At 70.8% G+C, this 20,052-nt stretch carries 14 protein-coding genes and 2 tRNA genes; 11 read left to right on the forward strand and 5 right to left on the reverse strand.

Annotated elements, in window-relative coordinates:
* Positions 1-33 precede the first annotated feature (33 nt).
* The 3 genes from ABZ808_RS17950 (at position 34) to ABZ808_RS17960 (ending at position 3,071) form a co-directional block, all read left to right on the forward strand.
* Positions 34-2,199, forward strand: a complete 2,166-nt coding sequence (locus tag ABZ808_RS17950; protein WP_357007411.1) for an ATP-dependent DNA helicase UvrD2 — start codon at positions 34-36, stop codon at positions 2,197-2,199.
* 121 nt (positions 2,200-2,320) lie between these two features.
* A complete protein-coding gene (locus ABZ808_RS17955; protein ID WP_357007414.1) occupies positions 2,321-2,572 on the forward strand; it encodes a hypothetical protein in 252 nt (83 codons plus the stop codon).
* Positions 2,573-2,705: 133 nt separating this feature from the next.
* Positions 2,706-3,071: a WhiB family transcriptional regulator gene (locus tag ABZ808_RS17960; RefSeq protein ID WP_357007417.1), complete on the forward strand. Its 366-nt coding sequence runs from the start codon at positions 2,706-2,708 to the stop codon at positions 3,069-3,071.
* A gap of 291 nt (positions 3,072-3,362) precedes the next feature.
* On the opposite strand, the gene ABZ808_RS17965 is transcribed toward ABZ808_RS17960, so the two are convergent.
* The 3 genes from ABZ808_RS17965 to ABZ808_RS17975 form a co-directional block, all read right to left on the reverse strand.
* Positions 3,363-4,709 carry an AarF/ABC1/UbiB kinase family protein gene (locus tag ABZ808_RS17965; RefSeq protein ID WP_357007419.1) on the reverse strand — a complete coding sequence of 449 codons (1,347 nt, stop codon included), beginning with the start codon at positions 4,707-4,709 and terminating at the stop codon, positions 3,363-3,365.
* On the reverse strand, positions 4,706-5,818 hold the full coding sequence (locus ABZ808_RS17970; protein ID WP_357007421.1) for a TOMM precursor leader peptide-binding protein: 1,113 nt from the start codon (positions 5,816-5,818) through the stop codon (positions 4,706-4,708). Before ABZ808_RS17970 ends, ABZ808_RS17965 begins: the two co-directional genes overlap by 4 nt.
* Before the next feature lie 205 nt (positions 5,819-6,023).
* On the reverse strand, positions 6,024-6,191 hold the full coding sequence (locus ABZ808_RS17975) for a DUF5679 domain-containing protein (protein ID WP_167517324.1): 168 nt from the start codon (positions 6,189-6,191) through the stop codon (positions 6,024-6,026).
* 511 nt (positions 6,192-6,702) lie between these two features.
* Here ABZ808_RS17975 and ABZ808_RS17980 point away from each other — a divergent pair.
* Together ABZ808_RS17980 and ABZ808_RS17985 are read left to right on the forward strand one after the other, a co-directional pair.
* Positions 6,703-7,233, forward strand: coding sequence for a M48 family metallopeptidase (locus ABZ808_RS17980; protein ID WP_357007424.1), 531 nt, complete (start codon positions 6,703-6,705; stop codon positions 7,231-7,233).
* 548 nt (positions 7,234-7,781) lie between these two features.
* Positions 7,782-8,390: a hypothetical protein gene (locus ABZ808_RS17985; RefSeq protein WP_357007427.1), complete on the forward strand. Its 609-nt coding sequence runs from the start codon at positions 7,782-7,784 to the stop codon at positions 8,388-8,390.
* Positions 8,391-8,492: 102 nt separating this feature from the next.
* Here the strand turns inward: ABZ808_RS17985 and ABZ808_RS17990 are convergent, their stop codons facing one another.
* A complete protein-coding gene (locus ABZ808_RS17990) occupies positions 8,493-9,782 on the reverse strand; it encodes a zinc-dependent metalloprotease (protein WP_357007430.1) in 1,290 nt (429 codons plus the stop codon).
* Between the two features lie 115 nt (positions 9,783-9,897).
* On the opposite strand from ABZ808_RS17990, the gene ABZ808_RS17995 reads away from it, so the two are divergent.
* The 6 genes from ABZ808_RS17995 to ABZ808_RS18020 all read left to right on the forward strand — a co-directional run bounded on the left by ABZ808_RS17995 (position 9,898) and on the right by ABZ808_RS18020 (position 16,041).
* On the forward strand, positions 9,898-10,911 hold the full coding sequence (locus ABZ808_RS17995) for a PDZ domain-containing protein (RefSeq protein WP_357007432.1): 1,014 nt from the start codon (positions 9,898-9,900) through the stop codon (positions 10,909-10,911).
* 96 nt (positions 10,912-11,007) lie between these two features.
* A complete protein-coding gene (locus tag ABZ808_RS18000) occupies positions 11,008-14,013 on the forward strand; it encodes a UPF0182 family protein (RefSeq protein WP_357007435.1) in 3,006 nt (1,001 codons plus the stop codon).
* Positions 14,014-14,205: 192 nt separating this feature from the next.
* A complete protein-coding gene (locus ABZ808_RS18005) occupies positions 14,206-14,715 on the forward strand; it encodes a SigE family RNA polymerase sigma factor (protein ID WP_357007437.1) in 510 nt (169 codons plus the stop codon).
* Entirely contained in the window at positions 14,705-15,634 is a 930-nt protein-coding gene (locus ABZ808_RS18010) for a hypothetical protein (protein ID WP_357007439.1), read from the forward strand. The genes ABZ808_RS18005 and ABZ808_RS18010 overlap by 11 nt, the downstream gene beginning before the upstream one ends.
* A gap of 88 nt (positions 15,635-15,722) precedes the next feature.
* A tRNA-Met gene (locus ABZ808_RS18015) sits at positions 15,723-15,796 on the forward strand.
* A 171-nt stretch (positions 15,797-15,967) separates the two neighbouring features.
* Positions 15,968-16,041, forward strand: a tRNA-Met gene (locus ABZ808_RS18020).
* Between the two features lie 129 nt (positions 16,042-16,170).
* Here ABZ808_RS18020 and ABZ808_RS18025 read toward each other — a convergent pair.
* Positions 16,171-19,938, reverse strand: a complete 3,768-nt coding sequence (locus ABZ808_RS18025; RefSeq protein WP_357007442.1) for a S8 family serine peptidase — start codon at positions 19,936-19,938, stop codon at positions 16,171-16,173.
* Positions 19,939-20,052: the final 114 nt, after the last annotated feature.

A 20,052-nucleotide genomic window follows, 5' to 3' on the forward strand; every position in this document is an offset into this window, starting at 1 on the left:
CAACATCCGGAGGAGCTGAGATGATTCCTGGTTGTGGTGGTTCACTCAGCGTCGGAACGCGTACTTGCCGGGCTGGACCCTGAGCAACGCTCCGCGGTGACCGCACCCGCCGGCCCGGTCTGCATCCTCGCCGGTGCCGGCACCGGCAAGACCCGCGCGATCACCTCCCGGATCGCCCATCGGGCACTCTCCGGTGAGATATCCCCCCGGCACGTGCTCGCCGTCACCTTCACCGCCCGGGCCGCCGCCGAGATGCGAAGTCGACTCACCGTGCTCGGGGTCGGTGGTGTGCAGGCGCGGACGTTCCACGCGGCGGCGCTGCGCCAGGTGCGCTACTTCGCCCCCCGGTTGCTGGCCGGGCGGGCCATGCCCGAGCTGCTGGACAGCAAGGTGCGGCTGGTCACCCTCGCCGCCGCCCGGGTCGGCCTGCGCACCGACCGGGCCGCCGCACGGGACCTGGCCGGCGAGATCGAGTGGGCCAAGTCGTCGCTGGTCGAGCCCGGGGATTACGTGGTGTCGGCGGCCCGCGCGCTGCGCGACACGCCGCACGAGCCGGCGAAGGTCGCCGAGGTGTTCACCGCGTACGAGCAGCTCAAGCGCTCCAACGGGGTGATCGACTTCGAGGACATGCTGCGTGCCGCGGTGTGGGGCATCGAGGAGCACCCGGACGTCGGCGAGCAGATCCGCACCCAGTACCGGCACTTCGTGGTCGACGAGTACCAGGACGTCAACCCACTCCAGCAGCGGTTGCTGGACGCCTGGCTGGCCGGCCGCAACGACCTGACCGTGGTCGGCGACGCCAGCCAGACCATCTACTCGTTCACCGGGGCGACCTCGGCGTACCTGGTCGACTTTCCGCGCCGACACCGGGGCGCCACCGTGGTCCGGCTGGTCCGCGACTACCGCTCCACCCCGCAGGTGGTGGGGCTGGCCAACGCGGTGATCTCCCAGGCCCGTGGCACCGAGGCGCGACTGCGGCTGGAGCTGAGCGGGCAGCGCCCGGCCGGCCCCGAACCCGACCTGCGGATCTTCACCGACGAGCCGGCCGAGGCGAACGCGGTGGCCGCCCGCTGCCGGTCGCTGATCGACGCGGGCACGCCGGCCAAGGAGATCGCCGTGCTGTTCCGGATCAACGCGCAGTCCGAGGCGTACGAGAAGGCGCTCACCGAGGCCGCGGTGCCGTACGTGGTGCAGGGCGCCGAGCGCTTCTTCGAGCGGACGGAGGTGCGCCAGGCGATGGTCGCGCTGCGCGCCGCCACCCGCTCGATTCCGGGCGAGACCCCGCTGCCGGCCGCCGTCGTCGAGGCGCTCACCGCGGTCGGCTGGGCCCCCGACTCGCCTCCGGCCGGGGGTGCCGCCCGGGAGCGTTGGGAGGCGCTCGCCGCGCTGGTCCAGCTCGCCGAGGAGTACGCGGCCAGCCCCGAGGTGGTGCCGATCGGCGAGGCGGCGTCGGTGGAGCGCCCGGTCACCCTCACCGACTTCAACGAGGAACTGGCCCGCCGGGCCGCCCAACAGCACGTACCGACGGTGGACGGGGTCACCCTCGCGTCGCTGCACTCGGCCAAGGGGCTGGAGTGGGACGCCGTCTTCCTGGTCGGCCTCGCCGAGGGAACCCTGCCCACCACGTACGCCAAGACCGTCGAGCAGGTCGAGGAGGAGCGCCGACTGCTCTACGTGGGGATCACCCGGGCTCGGGAGTGGCTCTGGCTGTCGTACGCCGCCGCCCGCTCGCCGGGCGGTCGGGCCCGGCGGCCGTCGCGGTTCCTGCCCCAACTGGACCGCTCCGGCGGAACCGAGCGGGCCTCTGCCGGCACCGGCCCGGCGCGTCGCCCGGAGCGGCGCCGGACGCAGATCGTGTCCTGCCGGATCTGCGGCGCCACCCTGCTCGCCGGCCCGGACCGCAAGCTCGGTCGCTGCCCCACCTGTCCCTCCGATATCGACGATGAGCTGCACGAACGGCTACGCGAGTGGCGGCAGCGGGTGGCCGGCGCGCAGAAGGTCCCGGCGTACGTGGTCTTCACCGACGCCACGCTTGTCGCGCTGGCCGAGCGACGTCCCGGCCGACCGGAGGAGTTGATCGCCATCGCCGGCATCGGCCCCCGAAAATTGGGCCTCTACGGCGAGTCGGTGCTGGCCCTCGTGGGGGGCGCGGGGGTGGACGACGTCTGCCCAGAGAAAACTTTCGAAATCTCGTCGTAAATTCGTTTGCCCTCGCCCCCGGGCGAGGAATAGCCTCAGAACACACCACGCGAGCGGCGCCATTCCGGCTGCTCAAGGGGTCGGTCCAGTCGATTCGAGGAACGTGAGGGAGGTGGCACCCGTGGAGATCTTCACCTATGAGCGTCTGGCGGCGATGCCGTCTGTCCACGCTCCGCTGTCGGCTGTCTGGGTGGCCCTCGCGGCCACGCGACCGTCGGTTCCGCAGGTGCACCAGGTTCAGGCCGAGCTGAACCTGACCGTTGCACCGGCCACCGGAGTCGAGGGGACCAGTGGCTTCACGGGCAAGGGCATCCAGGTCGCCAAGAAGCGCATGGATATCCGCGGCGTTCCACCTCGAGGTAGACCGGTCTGACCATCAGACACCGGCTCACCTTGAGGCCGCGGAACCCGCATACCGGGATCCGCGGCCTTAGTTTTTTTGCCCCGCCGAAGTACGTCGGAATGCGATCCACGAGATCGAAGTGTGAGAGAGAGGTGACCGGGCGATGAGTCTGGCGTTGGCCCCCGTCGACTTAACCGTCGAGATGGAGGCGAACCTGCCCTGTCGGAAGTTCGACCCCGACCTGTGGTTTTCCGACTCGCCTGCCGAGCTCGAGCTGGCCAAGTCGCTCTGCGGGGACTGCCCGCTGCGCGTCGAGTGCCTGGCCGGAGCGGTGGAGCGTGCGGAGCCGTGGGGCGTCTGGGGCGGCGAGATCTTCGAGCGTGGCGCGGTCGTTCCGCGCAAGCGGCCCCGTGGCCGTCCGCGTAAGGAGGACGTCGCTCGTGACGCCGCACTTCGGGTCGAGGCCGAGGCGCGCTTGGAGGCCAGTGGGCTCTCCGAGGCGCGTGGCGCGGTCCGGCTGGCAGCCTGACATGTTCCCGACCAGTACCAACTACGCCGGTGCCACATCGGCAGTTAGAGAGACGACGATGTTGAACGTTCCGACTGGAGCCTTCGAGATGCAACTACTCCACGAAGCGTTGTCCCGGGCTCGAATGCGGCGGCCTCAGGCCGGTCGTACCACCACGAGCACTGAGGCAACCCGATCCGCCCGTACCGTCGCCATGAACAGCCGCAACCAGGCGGCCCGCGACCTGGGCATTCTCTAGTACCACCCCACGCAGAAGGGCGGGTGCCAATCGGCACCCGCCCTTCGCGACGTTCAGGCGACCGGCGCGAAGCCGGGCAACCAGCGCTCCAGGATGCTCCGGTACGGGGCCTTCGCCTCCAACTGGCAGAGCACCCCGATCGACCCCAGCGTCACCCGGTGGATGAGCAGGTACGACGGCGGCAGGTTGAGCTGCCGGCTCAACTGGTACGTGGGGGAGCGGGGGCTGGCCAGGCGGGTCGCCTCGCCCCGCAGCCAGGCCCGGGTGAACCGGAATCCGTCAGCTGCGATGGGCTCCAACATCGGGCGAAGGAAGTCGAGCACCCCCTCGGCGTCGATCTGGTCGGCGGAGCCGATGAACCCCTCGGACCGTAGCCCCTCCACCACCCCGTCGGCGTCGCCGCGCAGTGCACGCCCGGCGATGCGGCCGATCGGCTCCGGCGTTCCGCCCGGCATGCGGGCCACCGCACCGAAGTCGATCACCCCGAGTCGGCCGTCGGGCAGCAGCCGGAAGTTGCCCGGGTGCGGGTCGGCGTGCAGCAGACCGGCCCGCTGCGGCGCGGAGAGGTGCAGCGTCGCCATCAGCCGACCGGCCTCGTCCCGCTGCTCCTCGCTGCCGTCGCGGATGATGTCGGCCAGCGGGGTGCCCGTCACCCATTCGGTGACCAGCACCCGGGGCGACGCCGACACCACCTCCGGGATGAAGATCTCCGGGTCGTCGGCGTACGCCGCGGCGAAGGTGCGCTGCGACTCGGCTTCCAGCTCGTAGTCCAACTCCTCGGTGATCCGCTCGCGCAGCTCGACCAGGAGCGGCTTGACGTCCAGGCCGGGTTGGATGGCCCGGAACATCCCGCCCAGGCGGGAGAGTTGTTTGAGGTCGGTGAGCAGCGCGTCGCCCGCTCCCGGATATTGGATCTTGACGGCCACGTCGCGGCTGTTCGGCTCGCCCGACGGGTCGTACCCCGGCTCCCGCCACCGCGCCCGGTGCACCTGGCCGATGCTGGCCGCCGCGGCCGGGGTGTCGTTGAACTCGACGAACCGGTCGCGCCAGTCCGGCCCGAGCTGCTCGGCCAGCACCTTGTGCACGCTGGCGGCCGGCAGCGGCGGGGCGGCCTCCTGAAGCTTGGTCAGCGCCTGCCGGTAGGGCGCGGCGATCTCCTCCGGCAGCGCCGCCTCGAAGACCGACAGCGCCTGGCCGAACTTCATCGCCCCGCCCTTGAGCTGGCCCAACACGCTGAACAGCTGCTCGGCGGTGCGCTGCTGGATCTCCGCGGAGATCACGTCGGAGGCGAGCCCTGTGACGCGCTTACCCATGCCGAGGACGGTCCGACCGGCGAAGCCGAGCGGCAGAGCGGCGAGCTTGGCGGTCCGGGACACGGCCCGGCGCGGGATGTCGGTCACTCGGCCATTGTTACCGACCGGAGGGCCCCGCTGCTGCTCTGCGGCCGGGCTGGTGCCGACAGCCGGCCCCGCGAGCACCCACACGCCGGGTGCGGCGGCCAGCCCCGGCGGCGGAAGCGGCCCGCGCCGGTGATCTCCACAGCGCCGCCCAGCGTCTCCGGGCTGCCGCCATCGAGGTGCGCCAGCACCTCGGACAACGCGTACCCGGTGGCCGCGAGCAGGGTGCCGGTCGCGCCGGCGGCAACGGGGTCGGCCGCGGCGAGTTGGGCGGCGAGCCGGGGCCACACCGGGTCACGGTCGGTCCGGTGCAGCTCGATGCAGTGCAGGCACGGCCCGGCAGGCGGGCGGACCAGGGGCCCGATGACCGGTACGCCCTCGCGGAGGGTGACCAGCAGGTGCGGCTGACGACGCTGGGCAAGGCCGGCGGCGAGCAGCGCGGGCGGGCGGTCCGCGCCGAGCTGGATCACCAGGTCCACCCGCGTGGCCCGGACCGGGTGGGTGCCGGTGCCCGGCGCGACGCGGTCGATCGCGGCCCGGACCGCCCCGGCCAGCGGATGGCCCAACTCGGTCGTCGGGATGCCGGTGCCGACCAGGTCGACCGGGCGTACCGAGCCGGTGAGCTGCGGGATCACCTGCCCGACGCCGGACTGGGCCAGCGCAACCGCCAGCGGCCCGCCGAACGCTCCGGCCCCGGCGAGCAGCACCCGGGCCGCCTGCCGTCGACGCAGGACCTGCGCGGGAGTGCCCGGAAGTCGGGCCGCGACCAGGGCCAACGCGCCGGCCTCGGCGGCGAGTCGGGCACGGACCGGCCCGGCAAGGTCGCGGGGGAGCAGGCTGTGCGCGGGCACCAGGAGGCCCGCCGCGCGGAGGGCGTCGAGCAGGGTACGAGCGTCGTCGGCGGTGACGCGGGCCGTGCTCGCGTGGGTCAGCACGGTGCGTTCGCTGCGGGTGCCGTCCAGGAGGTCGAGCAGGTGGGCGGCGCGCGGGTTGGCCAGCTCCAGCAGCACGGCGGGCCCGGGGCCGATGCCGAGCTGGAGGGTGTGCCGGTCCCGCCAGAGCCGGCTGAGGCCGGGAAGCAGCATGGGGCGGGGCAGTGCGGTACGACTCATGATGACGAATCGTGACCGAGCCCCTGCGCTCAGTCGATCGTTGTCCACAGATGGCCGGGCCTGTGTCCAGCGCTGTCCACAGGATTTGCCGGGTTATCCACAACCCGCCGGTAGGGGTGTCGGTCACCCGACAGGATCCCTGCCGGTACGGCAACGGGGGGCGGGGTGACCATCGAGCCACCCCGCCCCCCGTTGACCCGTACGGTCAGACCTTCGCCTTGCCGAGGATGCGGTTCACTGTTGTGCCGCATACCGGACACTTGCCCTTGGCCATGTTCATCCCGGTCTTCGAGACCTCCACGTGCCCCTCGAAGTCCCGCTTCTCCTTGCACTTCACGCAGTAACCGTTGTAGCTCTGGGCCTGGTCGGCCACGGTGCCCCTCCTCGTCTCGTCCGCCGGTCAATGCCGTCCCGGCGGGGTGCCCGGCGGCGGGCCACGCGGGGCGCCGGCGCTGGGTCTCATTCGCAGCCACCTTCGTGACCGCTGGTCCGCGGACCCTACCCAGGTCTGGGCGGTTCCATGTCAGCTGTGCATCGGCCTGTGAGCAAGTCGACGTCGAGAGTGTGCATGGCGAATAAGGTCGGATAAGTCAGTTTGGCGGGGACACGCCGACCAAACCCTCACAGACACCCGTGCGAGTGCCCCCGCGGCACTGCGGAGCACGATGATCACCTACGGTGGAGGGAGGCGCGCGGCGTCGCCATCGGTGTTCACCAAGGGTGACGAGATGGCCTGACGACGGCCTGGCCAAGAAATTTTCGGGACGCCGGGCGACCAATCGCCATTTTCTGGGCGCGTGTCGGGTGGTTGACTCTTGCGGACCCCTGGTCAGTACGCATTAGCTTTCCTTCGTGACACGTAGCCGAGGCTGCGCGAGCCAGTGATGGCGGGGACGCGTAAGCCGGTCGTCGAGGTACGGCGCAGCCAGCGCCGGCGACGCACGGTGTCTGCGTACCGTGATGGTGAGCGGGTCGTCGTCCTCATTCCGGACCAGTTCTCCCGGGCCGAGGAGAGCGAGTGGGTCGACCGGATGTTGGCCCGGCTCGCCGCCCGCGAGGGTCGGCTGGCCCGCTCCGACGCCGAGCTGGTAGCCCGGGCCACCCGCCTGATCGACCTCTACCTCAGCGGGTACGGCGAGAAGGCGGTGCCCGCCAGCGTCCGGTGGGTCACCAACCAGAACGGCCGCTGGGGCTCCTGCACGCCCGCCGATCGCAGCATCCGGATCTCCCACCGCGTGCAGGACATGCCCGAGTGGGTGATCGACTACGTGCTGCTGCACGAGCTGGCCCATCTCATCGTGCCCAGCCACAACGCCCGCTTCTGGGCGCTGGTCGGCCGCTACCCCAGGACCGAACGAGCCCGCGGCTACCTCGAAGGTGTCGCCGCCGCCTCCTGCGCCCCGGTCCCCACCTGACCTCATCCGCAAGCCCGTGCCCAACCAGCCCCGCCGGCCCCCCGCTGGTCCTCGCGCCGTCGGCGGCTGACCTCGCTGTCGGCCCGCTGATCTCTCGCCGTTCCGCGCCGGTTCGCGCTGTTCCGCGCTGTTCCCGCCGGTCCGCGCCGTTCCTCGCGCCGGCGGCCCGCTGATCCCCCGCCGTGGGCCCGTTGGCTCCAGCCGTCCGCCCGCCAGTCCTCGCGTCCACGTCTGTTGCCGCCCCTTTTGCCCTGACTCTGTTTGGGTGACGCCCCGCCTGGGCGGTCGTCTTCGGTGATCGACTCCGTTTCGCCGACATGGGGGTATCCGCGACTTGGGACACCCCCATGTCGCCGATACGGAGTCGATCATGCTCGCCCGAGGGCAGGGCAGGGCAGGGCAGGGCAGGGCAGGGCAGGGCAGGGCAGGGCAGGGCAGGGCAGGGCAAGCCGAGGTCGGTGCTGTGCTGGTGCGGGCCGGGCGGGCTCGGCGCGAGGGCGGGCCGGGTGGGTTCGGCGCGTGGGCGGGCAGGGCGCTAGGGTCGGAATGTGGCACGACGGGTAGTGGTGGCGTTGCTCGGGCCGGTCAACTGGTCGCCGCCCGGCGTCGACCGGGCGGAGTGGCGAGCCGCGCTCGCGGAAGACGTCATCGACCTGCTCGCCACGCTCAACGAGGTGGAGGTCGCGGTCGCGGTGACCCCGACCGATCGTGCTCTCGCCGACGCGTTGGTGTGGCCGGGCACGGCCGTGTACGAGGTGGCTGAGCCGTCGCCGAACGCCGTGTTCGCGCTGCTGGACGGCTACGACCAGGCGGCGGTGCTCGCGGGTGACGTGCCGAATCTGCCCGCGCTGACCGTCGGCAAGCTGCTGCGCCCGCTCACCACCCGACCGGTCGCGGTCGCTCCGGCGGAGGGTGCCGACCCGGGCCTGCTCGGGGTTGCTGTGCGACTGCCGGTGCCGGGCTGGCTGCCCCCACTGGACCTGGACACTGCGACGCCGGTCGACGCGCGTGCCGGTGCCCCTCGACCCGGCGACGTGGTCGTCACCGCCGGCTGGCGACGGCTACGCGGCCCGGCTGATCTGGCCACGCTGGACGAGGCCTTCGAGGGCTGGGAAGCGACCCGTGCCCTTCTGTCGGGCTCGGGCCGACCCGCCTGACCCTGCCACGACTCCGCGCGGTGACGGAGTAGCGGCCGACCTGCTGTCCGAGCCCAGGCCGGGTGCCCGCACAGATCGACGGCGGGCACCCCGGCTCAGGCGTCAGGACTTGGCGTCGCCCTCGCCGTCGGTTTCGTCGGGCTGGCCCGGGGCCTTCTCCTCCGCACCGCCGGGAGCGGTGAAGTCGAAGCTGTCCAGCTCGCTCAGGTCCATGTCGTTCATGGCGAAGGCCACCGGGTCGGCGAAGTCGTCGTCGGACGGGAGTAGGTCCGGGTGACCCCAGACGGCGTCCCGGCCGGCGATGCCGCGGTGCTCGGTGAGCGCGGCCCAGAGGGCGGCCGCCTCGCGCAGCCGGCGCGGGCGCAGCTCCAGACCGACCAGCGCGGCGAAGGTCTGCTCGGCGGGACCGCCGGCGGCGCGACGGCGCCGGAACGCCTCGCCCAGCCGGACGACGTTGGGCAGGCGGTCGCTGGCGGCGCTGTCCACCACGTGGCACACCCAGCCCTCGACCAGGGCCAACGCGGTCTCCAACCGGGCCAGCGAGGCCTTCTGCGCCGGGCTGTCCTCCGGGGTGAAAATGCCTTCCAAGGCGATCGCCTGCATCGACTCCGGGTCGGTCGGGTCGACCCGGCCCATCGCCTCCTCGATCGCCTCCCGGTTGACCCGGATGCCCGAGGCGTACATCTCCACCGCGCTGAGCACGTGCCCGCGCAGCCACGGGACGTGCTGGAACAGCCGCTGGTGGGCGGCTTCACGCAGCGCCACGTAGAGGCGTACCTCGTCCTCGGGCAGCTCCAGGCCCTCGCCGTACGCGCGGATGTTGGCCGGGATCAGCGCGGCCGTGCCGGCCGGGCCGAGCGGCAGCCCGATGTCGCCGGCGGAGAGCACCTCGGCGGCGAGCGAGCCGAGGGCCTGCCCCAACTGGCCGCCGAAGAGGGCGCCACCGAGGGTCGCCACCATCGACTGCATGGGGCCGAGCTGGGCGCGGGCCTCCGGTGGCACCAGGTCGCCCATCGCGGCGACCATCCGGCTGGCCACCGGGTCGCAGAGCTTGCGCCACACGTCCAGCGTCTTGAAGATCCACTCATTGCGGTTCCAGGCCACCGGGGTCTGGATGCCCGTCGGCCACGACGACGCCGGCTCCAACCACAGGTCGGCCAGGCGCAATGCCTCCTCGACGGCGTTGCGCTCGTACGGCGACACCGCCGGGTCGCCGGCGGCGGCGAGCTGGCTGGCTGCTACCTGCCGAGCCAGGTCCCAGTTGACCGGCCCGCTGCCCGGCGCGGAGAGCAGGTGCTGCAACTGCGACATGAACTGCTGCATCTGCGCGGGATCGTTGGGGTCTGGTGGTTGCCCACCCGGGAGCGCGAAACCGAACGGAATATCAGGCACGACGTCTACGGTACGCGGGCCGAGCCCCAGGTAGCCGCCCCTGGCGTTGCGCTGAGGGCGAAGTCGCGTGGCGCATCCGGCAGCCCGGCCCCGGGCGATCGGTACGCTCTGCCGCATGAGACGTCGTGGCCTGACGGTCCTGCTCGGTGCCCTGTTCACCGCTCTGCTGAGCGTCGGGGTGCTCCGGGTGCCGATCCCGTACGTGGTGCTCGGCCCGGGCCCGACGGTCAACACCCTCGGTACGGCCGACGGTAAGGAGGTCATCCAGGTCACCGGACGGGAGACCTCCACGTCCGCCGGTCAGCTCCGGCTGACGACGGTGGGGGTGCAGCCCACCGTGCGGCTGCGATCGGCGATCGCCGGCTGGTTCTCCGACGACGAGGCGGTGGTGCCGCGCGAGTTGGTGTACCCGCCGGGGGAGTCGACGGAGCAGGTCGAGCAGCGCAACGCCGAGGATTTCAAGGTGTCGCAGAGCAGCGCCGAGACCGCCGCGTTGCGTGAGTTGGGCTTCCCGGTGCAGGTGGTGGTCAAGACGGTGGCGGCGGACGGCCCGTCCGCCGGGTTGCTGAAGGTCGGCGACGTGGTCACCTCTGTCGACGGCCAGCCGGTGCCGGTGGCCCCGAAGCTCACCGAGCTGATCCGGGCCAAGCCGGCCGGTACGGCCCTGACCATCGGCTACACCCGCGACGGCGCGCCGGCCACCGCGACGGTGACCAGCCGTGAGCAGGACGGCCGGCCGCGGATCGGCGTCGAGATCGACCAGCAGCAGCCGCACCCGTTCACGCTCAGCATCGACCTGGGTGACATCGGCGGCCCGAGCGCCGGGCTGATGTTCGCCCTGGGCATCGTGGACAAGTTGACCCCGGCCGACCTCACCGGCGGCAAGATCATCGCCGGCACCGGCACCATCGACGACGAGGGCACGGTCGGCCCGATCGGCGGGATCGCCCAGAAGTTGGTTGGCGCGAAGCGCGCCGGGGCCAAGGTGTTCCTGGTGCCGGCGGACAACTGCGCCGAGGCGGTCCGCAATCCGCAGCCCGATCTGCCGCTGCTGCGGGTGGGGTCGCTGGACGAGGCGATGACCGCGCTGGAGACGCTGCGCTCGGGGGGCCAGCCGACCCGCTGCTGACGCTCGTGACCGTGTCCGGACACGTTCAGGAACACCCCGTACTCTGGGTGCCTGGTCGGAGCCGATCACATCGAGCGTGCGGAGCCAACAGTGGTAATGCGTAGCAGCACCCCCCTACCGAAGATGAGTAGGCGCGGACGCGTCACCATCGCCGTCCTGGTGGGGGTCTTCGTGCTCTTCACCCTGCTGGGCTGGGGTGTTCAGGCCTGGACGGACTGGCTCTGGTTCGATGAGGTCCGCTACACCGAGGTCTTCACCGGTGTGCTGTTCACCCGGCTGCTGCTCTTCCTCGCCATCGGTCTCGGCATGGCCGTGATCGTCGCCGGCAACCTGTGGCTGGCCCACCGGCTGCGCCCGCGGTTGCGCCCGCACTCGGTCGAGCAGGCCGCCCTGGAACGCTACCGGATGGTGCTCAGCCCGCGCCTCGGCACCTGGATCGCGCTGACCGCCGTCGTGATTGGCCTCTTCGCCGGCCTGTCGGCACAGAGTCGGTGGAACCAGTGGCTGCTCTTCCGCAACGGTGGCGACTTCGGGGTCAAGGACCCGGAGTTCGGGGTGGACATCGGCTTCTACGTCTTCCAGCTGCCGTTCTGGCGTTACCTGCTCGGCGTCGGCTTCACCGCAGTGGTGTTGGCTCTGATCGGCGCGCTGGCGGTGCACTACCTCTTCGGCGGGGTCCGCCTCCAGGGTGTCGGGGACCGCATGACCAACGCGGCACGCGCTCACCTGAGCAGCCTGGTGGCGGCCTTCGTGCTGCTCAAGGCCGTCGCGTACGTGCTGGACCGGCGGGCGATGCTGCTGGAGTACAACGAGGGCGCCAGGCTGTACGGCGCTGGCTACGCCGACGTCAACGCGTTGCTGCCGGCGAAGGAGATCCTGGCGTACATCTCGATCGTGGTGGCCATCGCGATCATTGTGTTCTCCAACGCCTGGATGCGGAACCTGGTCTGGCCGGGCATCTCGCTCGCCCTGCTCGGTGTCTCCGCGGTGGCCATCGGCGGCATCTACCCCTGGGCGGTGCAGACCTTCGAGGTCAAGCCGAGCCTCAAGGACAAGGAAGCGCCGTACATCCAGCGCAGCATCGACGCGACCCGGGCGGCGTTCGGGCTGGGGGCCACCGAGACGACCCCGTACGCGGCGAGCAACCTCAACCCACCGGCGAGCCTGGCCACCGACACCTCGGTCGTGTCGAACGTGCGGCTGCTCGACCCGCAGCTGGTCAGCGAGACGTACACCCAGCTCCAGCAGGTGCGTGGCTTCTACGACTTCGGCCCCAAGCTGGACATCGACCGCTATGGGGTGAACGGGAAGGTCTCCGACTACGTGGTCGGCGTCCGAGAGATCAACTATGGCGAGCTGACCGACCAGCAGAACACCTGGATCAACCGGCACACCGTCTACACCCATGGGTTCGGGCTGGTGGCCGCCCCGGCCAACCAGGTGGTCTGCGGCGGGCAGCCGTTCTTCGTCTCCGGTTTCCTCGGCGAGCGCACCCAGGAGGCGTGCTCCTCGCAGACCGAGCAGATCCCGGCCAAGCAGCCGCGCATCTACTACGGCGAGCGGATGGCGGCCGACGACTACGCGATCGTCGGCCAGTCCGACCCGAACAAGAAGGCCGAGTTCGACCGGCCGGTCGGTGAGGGTGGCGGCGAGTCCTACACCTACACCGGTGAGGGCGGCGTCGAGATCGGCTCCTTCGCCCGGCGGCTGCTGTACGCCATCAAGGAGCAGGAGACGAACTTCCTGCTCTCCGAGGCGGTCAACGAGGACTCCAAGCTGCTCTACGTGCGTAACCCGCGGGACCGGGTGGAGAAGGTCGCGCCGTTCCTCACCCTGGACGGCGACCCGTACCCGGCGGTCGTGGACGGTCGGGTGCAGTGGATCGTCGACGGCTACACCACGGCGGCCACCTACCCGTACGCCGAGCGGGTCAACCTCCAGACCGAGACGACCGACGAGCTGACCAACCGGGGCACCTTCCAGCTGGCCCGGGAGAACGTCAACTACATGCGCAACTCGGTGAAGGCCACCGTCGACGCGTACGACGGCACGGTGAAGCTCTACGAGTACGACGACACCGACCCGGTGCTCAAGGCATGGAACAAGGCGTTCGGCGGCGACCTGATCCTGCCGAAGGCGGACATCCCGGTCGAGCTGAGCGAGCACCTGCGCTACCCGGCGGACATGTTCAAGGTGCAGCGCAACCTGCTCACCAAGTTCCATGTGACCAACCCGGGCGACTTCTACTCCGCACAGGACTTCTGGCAGGTGCCCAACGTGCCGGACGCCCCGGACAGCGGCCAGAAGCAGCCCCCGTACTACCTGTTCACCCAGTTCCCGGGGCAGGAGAGCCCTCGGTTCCAGCTCACCTCCGCGGTCACCCCGAACGGCAGGCAGAACCTGGCCGCGCTGATCTCCGGGTCGTACGTCGACGGGAAGCCCCGGCTGGAGGTGTTGGAGCTGCCGGACCAGACCCGGATCTCCGGCCCGGTGCAGGTGCACCAGCAGATGACCAACAACGCGAACATCCGTCAGCAGCTCAACCTGCTCTCCAGCAACCAGGCGCAGGTGCATTACGGCAACCTGCTCTCGCTGCCCTTCGCCGACGGCATGCTCTACGTGGAGCCGGTCTATGTGAAGAGCAACCAGCAGGACGCGTACCCCCTGTTGCAGAAGGTGCTGCTCTCCTACGGTGACGGCGGCTCGTTCGTGGCGCTCGCCGACAACATCAACGACGGCATCAAACAGTTGGTCGACCAGGGTAAGCGGGCCGGGCAGGCGACGCCGCCTCCGACCACCGGGGGTAACCCGACGACGCCGTCACCCACGACGACGCCCACGACGCCGCCCACGCCCGGTGGCGAGGAACCGCCGCTGACCGGCGATCTGGCCGTCGCGGCCGAGCGGGTGCAGACCGCCATCACCGAGGTCCGGGCCGCGCAGACGTCCGGTGACTTCGAGCGGTACGGCCGCGCGCTCAAGGCTCTGGACGAGGCGCTCACCGCGTTCCAGCAGGCACAGCAGGCGGTCAACCCGGCCGGTACGCCGAGCGGTAGCGCACCGCCGCCGTCGCCGAGCGGCAGCCCGAGCGCGGGCGGCTGACCGCCTACCGGGAAGCACCTCGCGGAGCCCCCGCCGTCGGACCTCATCCGGTCCTGACGGCGGGGGCTCCGCCGTGTTCGCGCGGTATGCCCGCCTGTCGCCTCTCCGACAGCTTTAGTCCGGCCGACCCGCAACCCACGACACCTGGCCGCCGTCCTCACTGCAACGGGGCGCGGACGAGGGGGAACAGTCGTGAGGGATGCGCAGAGCTTCGACGAGTTCTATCGCAGCACCGCCCGGCGGATGATGCGGTACGGCTACGCGGTGGCCGGTGACCACACCGAGGCGCAGGACCTGGTGCAGGAAGCCTTCACCCGGGCCTGGCGGCAGTGGGGGCGGCTGTCGGAGCATCCGGCGCCCGAGGCGTGGCTGCGGCTGGTGGTGTCCCGGCTCGCGAACGACCGCTGGCGGCGCCTGCACCGCTGGCGGGTGGTGCTCAGTCGTTCCGGGCCGCCACCGACCGCGCCAGCACCGAGCGAGAACGGGGTGCTGCTGGTCCACGCGCTCCGCCAACTGCCCGCCACGCATCGACAGGCGCTGGCCCTGCACTACCTCTTCGACATGCCGGTCGAGGAGATCGCCCGGGAGACCGACGTACCGGTCGGCACCGTCAAGTCCTGGTTGTCCCGGGGTCGGGCCCGACTGGCCGCGCTGCTACCCGACCTCCGCACCGAGGAACTGGAGGCGAACGATGTCAGCTGAGATCTCCGACCTGTACCGGTCGCTCACCGTCGTCGCCGACGGCGTGGAGGTGACCCGCCCCGAGTTGGTCCGACGGCGCGCCGACCGGCGGGCCAGGATCCGGGTCGCCAGCACCGCCGTCGCGGTGGTGGTGCTGCTCGGCGGGGTGGCCGTCGGCGGACGACTGGCGTTCTCGGCGGACGGATCCGCGCCGCTGCCGCCACCGGCCGACACGCCCGGCCCGCTGCCGACCGGGCCGGCTCTCCGGCCGTCGCCGTCTGTCTCACCAACGCTGTCGGCGTCACCGACACCGCCGGACAGCACGTCGGGTGGTAGACCGCCAGCCTCGACAACCGGCCCGGCGGTGCCCCGAACGCCCACCTCGATCCCGGACCGAGCCTTCTTCTCGTTGGCGGCGGCCAATGAGCGAGGTCTGGAGTCGTGGACGAAGTCGGAGGTGTTGCCGAAGCTCTGCGCGGCCAACTATCCCAGCGACTCCGCCGTGGTCCAGCGCCGCGGTCGGTTCCTGGCCTACAAGCGGCCGGAGTCACCGGCGGAGAGTGTGCCGGACGGCAGCTACCGGCACACCATCACGATCTACCGCGCCGGCCGGGCCGACGACGTGTTGCGGGAGTTGCGGCAGGCCGTTCGCGACTGTCCCGTCCAGAAACTGTCCGACGGCACCAGGACGTGGCGGCAGCGGCTACTGGCCTCCGGGGAGTACGGGGACGAGTCGGTGCTGTTCGAGATGCGGTCTCCGTATCCGGACGGGATGAGCGAGCCGGGCGCGGAGGAGGTGCGGCTGGTCCGGGCGGTCCGGATCGGCGACGTGGTGACGGTGCTCTGGGAGCAGGGTTGGGAGCACACCACCGCCGAGCGCGCCCGGGTCGATGCCGACAGTCGACGGGCGGTGGCGGCGATCGAGAGCTGGCTCGACTGACAGCGGCCCAGGTCAGAGGTGTCGGCGGCAGCGGTATCGGAGTCGCTTTGCGGTGCCCCGGGTCGGTGCGCTACGGTTAGTGAACCGACGCGGGGTGGAGCAGCTCGGTAGCTCGCTGGGCTCATAACCCAGAGGTCGCAGGTTCAAATCCTGTCCCCGCTACGAGAGAAGTGTCGAAGGCCCGCATCCGGATCCGGATGCGGGCCTTCGGTGTTTCCCACGCGTGCCACAGCGCCGACAGCGGGCGGCTCCGGGGCCGCACCGGCGGTCCGCGGCCGATGACGACCCCACTGATCATCGCGGGGATCCGATGGGTTAGTCTTAACCAGTCGACGCGGGGTGGAGCAGCTCGGTAGCTCGCTGGGCTCATAACCCAGAGGTCGCAGGTTCAAATCCTGTCCCCGCTACAAATGGAAATAACACTGAGTCCGGCCCCCACATCGTGGGGGCCGGACTCATGTGGTGCCTGTGCCGGATGAGCAGCCTCGAAGGGGCCGGTGCGCGCCGAGGCGGGCACCGGCCCCTTCTCGCGGGTGTTACCTGAGGCCGAAGGCCCGGGTGACGGTCTGGCTGATGCCGCCGCCGTTGCGCTGCTTGGCGGTGACCCGGATGGTCACGAAGTCGGCCCGGTTCGGTGCGTTCAGGGACGCCTGCCAGGTGCCGTTCTTCTCGTTCAGGTCCTGCCGCTGCCAGGTGACCCCGTCGTCGTAGGAGACCTCGAACCTGACCGAGGACACCGCATCCTGGGCGGCGGCGCTGCCCACCACCACGGGCACGATGGAGAAGTCGGTCCTGCGCTTCGCCCGGCCGGTGGTGTCCACATCGGCTTCGTAGTCCAGTTGGAGCAGCGGGACGGCCTGCACTCCCTCGGCGGCGCCGGAGACGAAGCTCCACTCGGTGTGGGTGGCAGTCGAGTACGGGCCGAAGTCGGGATCGCCCTTCGTGTCGACGACCAGTCGGTATGGCAACGTGGCCGGCGCCAGCGAGTCGACGAAGAACTCCGCCACGCCTTCGGCCTGGCGCAACTGCTTGTCACCCTGGTAGAAGGTGATCTTCTGTGGCAGCACGGACCCGCCGCTGTGCGCGGCTCCCGCGTCGCTGAACCCCTGGATGTACGCGCTGAGCCAGGTGTCACCGCGGCCCGGGATGTCGTTGCTGAGCAGACGCGGCCGAATGATGGGCCCGAACCAGCGGTCCTTCTGCACGCTGCCCGGCCGGTAGCTCACCTCCTCCGTGTACGACTGCGTCCAGTTGACAACCGCGGTCGACTGCTGCCACCTGACGTCGCTGCCCGTGGAAACCCAGTCGGTACGCGGCCCCGGGGAGACCGGCTCGGTCGGGAAGGGGCGACCCGCCGAGTACTCGTACGGCGGGAAGTCCACCCGGTTCTCGGTGGCCTGCTTCCCCGGGGGCGGGCTGAAGGTGAGATCGATACGGGCGAGATCGCGGGGACCGGTCTTGGCGGAGGGATCGTCGGGCACCCCTTGACGGTGGTAGTCGACCAGGTCGTACAGGTATTTCGGCGCGGGGTGGGCCACCACATCGAGCCGTACGGTGTGCCGGCCCGCAGCGGTGATCTTCTGGATCAGTGCTTCGCCCTCGTCCAGGGTCACCGAGGCGACGGGAATCGGCCCGGTCGTCACGCCGTCGGGGTTGCCGTACCAGTCGCTCTTGCGGCCCGGACGGTCGTTGACCACGATGAGCAGCGCGGCACCGGCGGTGTGCGCCGCCGCTGCCTGATCCGTGGGGCTCACCGATTCGTTGCCGCGTACGACCACGGCCCTGCCACGGGCGGACCGGCCGGCGTAGTCGGCCTTCGCGCCGTTGCCGGCGAAGACGGCGTCCAGGCGCGAGGTGCCGTCGGGCAGCGGCCGTGAACCGGGCTGCACGAGAGGGTCGCTGAGGCGACGGCCGCCGTAGGTGACCGCCAGCGGCGTCTGCTCGGCACGAATCCTGGTGGTGAAGACGAAGCTGCCCTTCTTCACCTTGTTGGTCGGCAGTGCCCACAGGCTGTCGTACGTGGCACTGGGAAAGATCGTCTCGCGCAGGGCGTTCCAGTCGGTTGGCGTCGGCTCGCTTGCGGTGAAGGAGCGGTAGACGTCGATCCTGCTGTTGGCGACGGTGGTCGGTTGGGGTGTGGCCACTTTGACCTGCCGTGCCCGTGAGGCGTCGAGTTCCACGACCCGATCGGTCGTCAGGTCGACCTCCGGAGCGGTCAGCATCGCGAGCCCGAGGGAGCGGGGGCCGTTGAGGCCCTCCACGTCCGCGGCGGTGACGACCGTGTAGGAGCCGGGCGCCCAGCGGCTGGTGAGGCTTCCGTCCCGGACCCACATGAAGGTGGAGACGCCGTCGGCGCTGACGATCTCCGCCTCGCCGCTCATGGCCCGTCCGGCGCGGTCCCTCAGGCGGATGGTGAGGTCGTACTTCTTGGATTCGATGGCGACCCCGACGGCCGTGTGCACCGTACCGGCCGCGAAGCGTGCCGTGACCTGGCCGGAGTACCGGCCCGCCGGGAGTCCCTTGGGGTTCACCACGACGTCGACCGTCGAGCTTCCGCGTGCTGGCACGGTGACGCGGTTGGCGGCTGCCGCGAACGTCGGTGCGGGGGACGTGCCACTGTCGACGGAGAGGTCCAACGTCACCGGGTTGGCCGTGGTGTTGGTGTAGGTGATCTTCCGCTTGATCGGCTGCTGCTGCGTACCGGTCGAGGATGGGACGAGCCCCGCGTCCACCGATCCGGTCGCGATGACCTGGTCCTGCCGGTAGGCGGCGGCGACGTCGAGCCGACCACTGCCGGCCTGGTAGGCGTCGTAGTCCGGCGTACGCGCGCTGGTGCTCATCAGAGCGTCCTTGATCTGCTGCCCGGTCCACGTCGGGTGCTTCTGAGCCAGCAGGGCGGCGGCCCCGGCGACGTGAGGTGCCGCCATGGACGTGCCGCTGTCGACGTAGTAGTAGCCCTCACCGTCCGTGTGCTGCGAGCGTGCCGCGAGCACGTCCACGCCGGGAGCGGTCATGTCGGGCTTGAGAGCCTCGTCGTTCATGCGCGGCCCGGCGCTGGAGAAGCCGGCCAGGCGGTCGGAGGCGTCCACCGCGCCGATGGTGAGCGCGGCGTCCGCGGTGCCCGGCGCACCAAGGGTGTACGGGTCGGGTCCGCTGTTGCCGGCCGAGACGACGAAGAGCGCCCCCGTCTCGGCGGTCAGCTGGTTGACGGCCTGGCTCAGCGGGTCGTCCTGGGTGTGCCATGCGCTGACGCCCAGGCTCTTGTTGATCACTCGGGCGCGTTCGGTCCGCGCCGCCCACTCCATGCCCGCGATGATCCCCGAGATCGTCCCGCCTCCGTCCTGGTCGAGGACCTTGCCCACGACCAGGTCGGCACCGGGAGCGACCCCGCGCTCCTTGCCGCCGGAGGCGGCACCCGTGCCCGCGACGGTCGAGGCGGTGTGCGTGCCGTGCCTGTTGCGGTCGATGACGTCGTCGCCGGGGATGAAGCTCCGGGACGCCACGATGCGGTTCACGAGGTCCGGATGGGTGGTGTCCACTCCGGTGTCCAGGACGGCGACCCGTACGCCGCTGCCAGTGCCCCCCGCGGCCCAGGCGGCGGGTGCGCCGATCTGTGCGGTGGTCTCGGCGAGGGCTGCCTTCGCCTTGCCGTCGAGCCACACCTTGTCGACGCCGGCCGTGAAGGAGGGCTCCGACGTGGCAGCACTCCGGCCCGTCGACGACTGCCCGCCGCTGGTGAGGGCCGACCAGAAGTCGGCGGCCTGCGACCTGCGGGTGCGGATCGCCTCACCCCCGACGGAGGAGAGGTCCAGCGTGGTCCGTGCGCCCGGCAGTGTGGTGCCGGTCCTGAGCTTCGCCGAGCCCGCCGTACGGGTGACGATCAGGGGGAGTTCGCTGGCCCGCGCGTCGTCGTAGCCCTGCGCGATCAGTTGGGTGACGTCGAAGAGCTGCTTGTCGAGTCGACCGGTCGCGAGGTAGGGCGTTGCCTGGTCGGGGTACACGTAGGTGTCCCCGCCTTCGGTGGTGATGCGCACGGAGCCCATGGCGCCCGGGGGGCGCTTGACGTCCACCGTGGGGGGTGCACCGTTGACGCCCGGGGTCACCGTCACCTTGTCGCCGGTGATCAGCGTGACTGTGACGGGTGTGCGGTGCGCGTTGGCGGTTGCGGTCGGTGTGACCGGAGGTGGTGGGGCGCCGTGCGCCGCCGTGGGGGTGACGAGAGCGGCGATGAGGGTGACGCCGACCGCTGCTGCCGCAGATCTCCGGGTGAGAGAGGGCGGCAACAGACATCTAAAGTTGACCATGGTCGGATCTGATCATCCGCGGCGATACGTGTAAAGATCATCGTCTTTGCCGGGAGGTTGCAAGATTGTTGCGCGCCACCCGGCGTACCCCTGGAAGATCTCGCCCATGGTTCG

It is taken from the genome of Micromonospora sp. NPDC047527 (genome assembly GCF_040643015.1).
Classification (GTDB): Bacteria; Actinomycetota; Actinomycetes; order Mycobacteriales; family Micromonosporaceae; genus Micromonospora.

What these genes read in the sequence shown, in the direction of transcription:
- ABZ808_RS17970 (WP_357007421.1), bottom strand. Translation starts at nt 5,818, where the DNA reads ATGAGTCGTACCGCACTGCCCCGCCCCATGCTGCTTCCCGGCCTCAGC.
- ABZ808_RS17980 (WP_357007424.1), top strand. Translation starts at nt 6,703, where the DNA reads ATGGCGGGGACGCGTAAGCCGGTCGTCGAGGTACGGCGCAGCCAGCGC.
- ABZ808_RS17960 (WP_357007417.1), top strand. Translation starts at nt 2,706, where the DNA reads ATGAGTCTGGCGTTGGCCCCCGTCGACTTAACCGTCGAGATGGAGGCG.
- ABZ808_RS18025 (WP_357007442.1), bottom strand. Translation starts at nt 19,938, where the DNA reads ATGGTCAACTTTAGATGTCTGTTGCCGCCCTCTCTCACCCGGAGATCT.
- ABZ808_RS18000 (WP_357007435.1), top strand. Translation starts at nt 11,008, where the DNA reads ATGCGTAGCAGCACCCCCCTACCGAAGATGAGTAGGCGCGGACGCGTC.
- ABZ808_RS18010 (WP_357007439.1), top strand. Translation starts at nt 14,705, where the DNA reads ATGTCAGCTGAGATCTCCGACCTGTACCGGTCGCTCACCGTCGTCGCC.
- ABZ808_RS17995 (WP_357007432.1), top strand. Translation starts at nt 9,898, where the DNA reads ATGAGACGTCGTGGCCTGACGGTCCTGCTCGGTGCCCTGTTCACCGCT.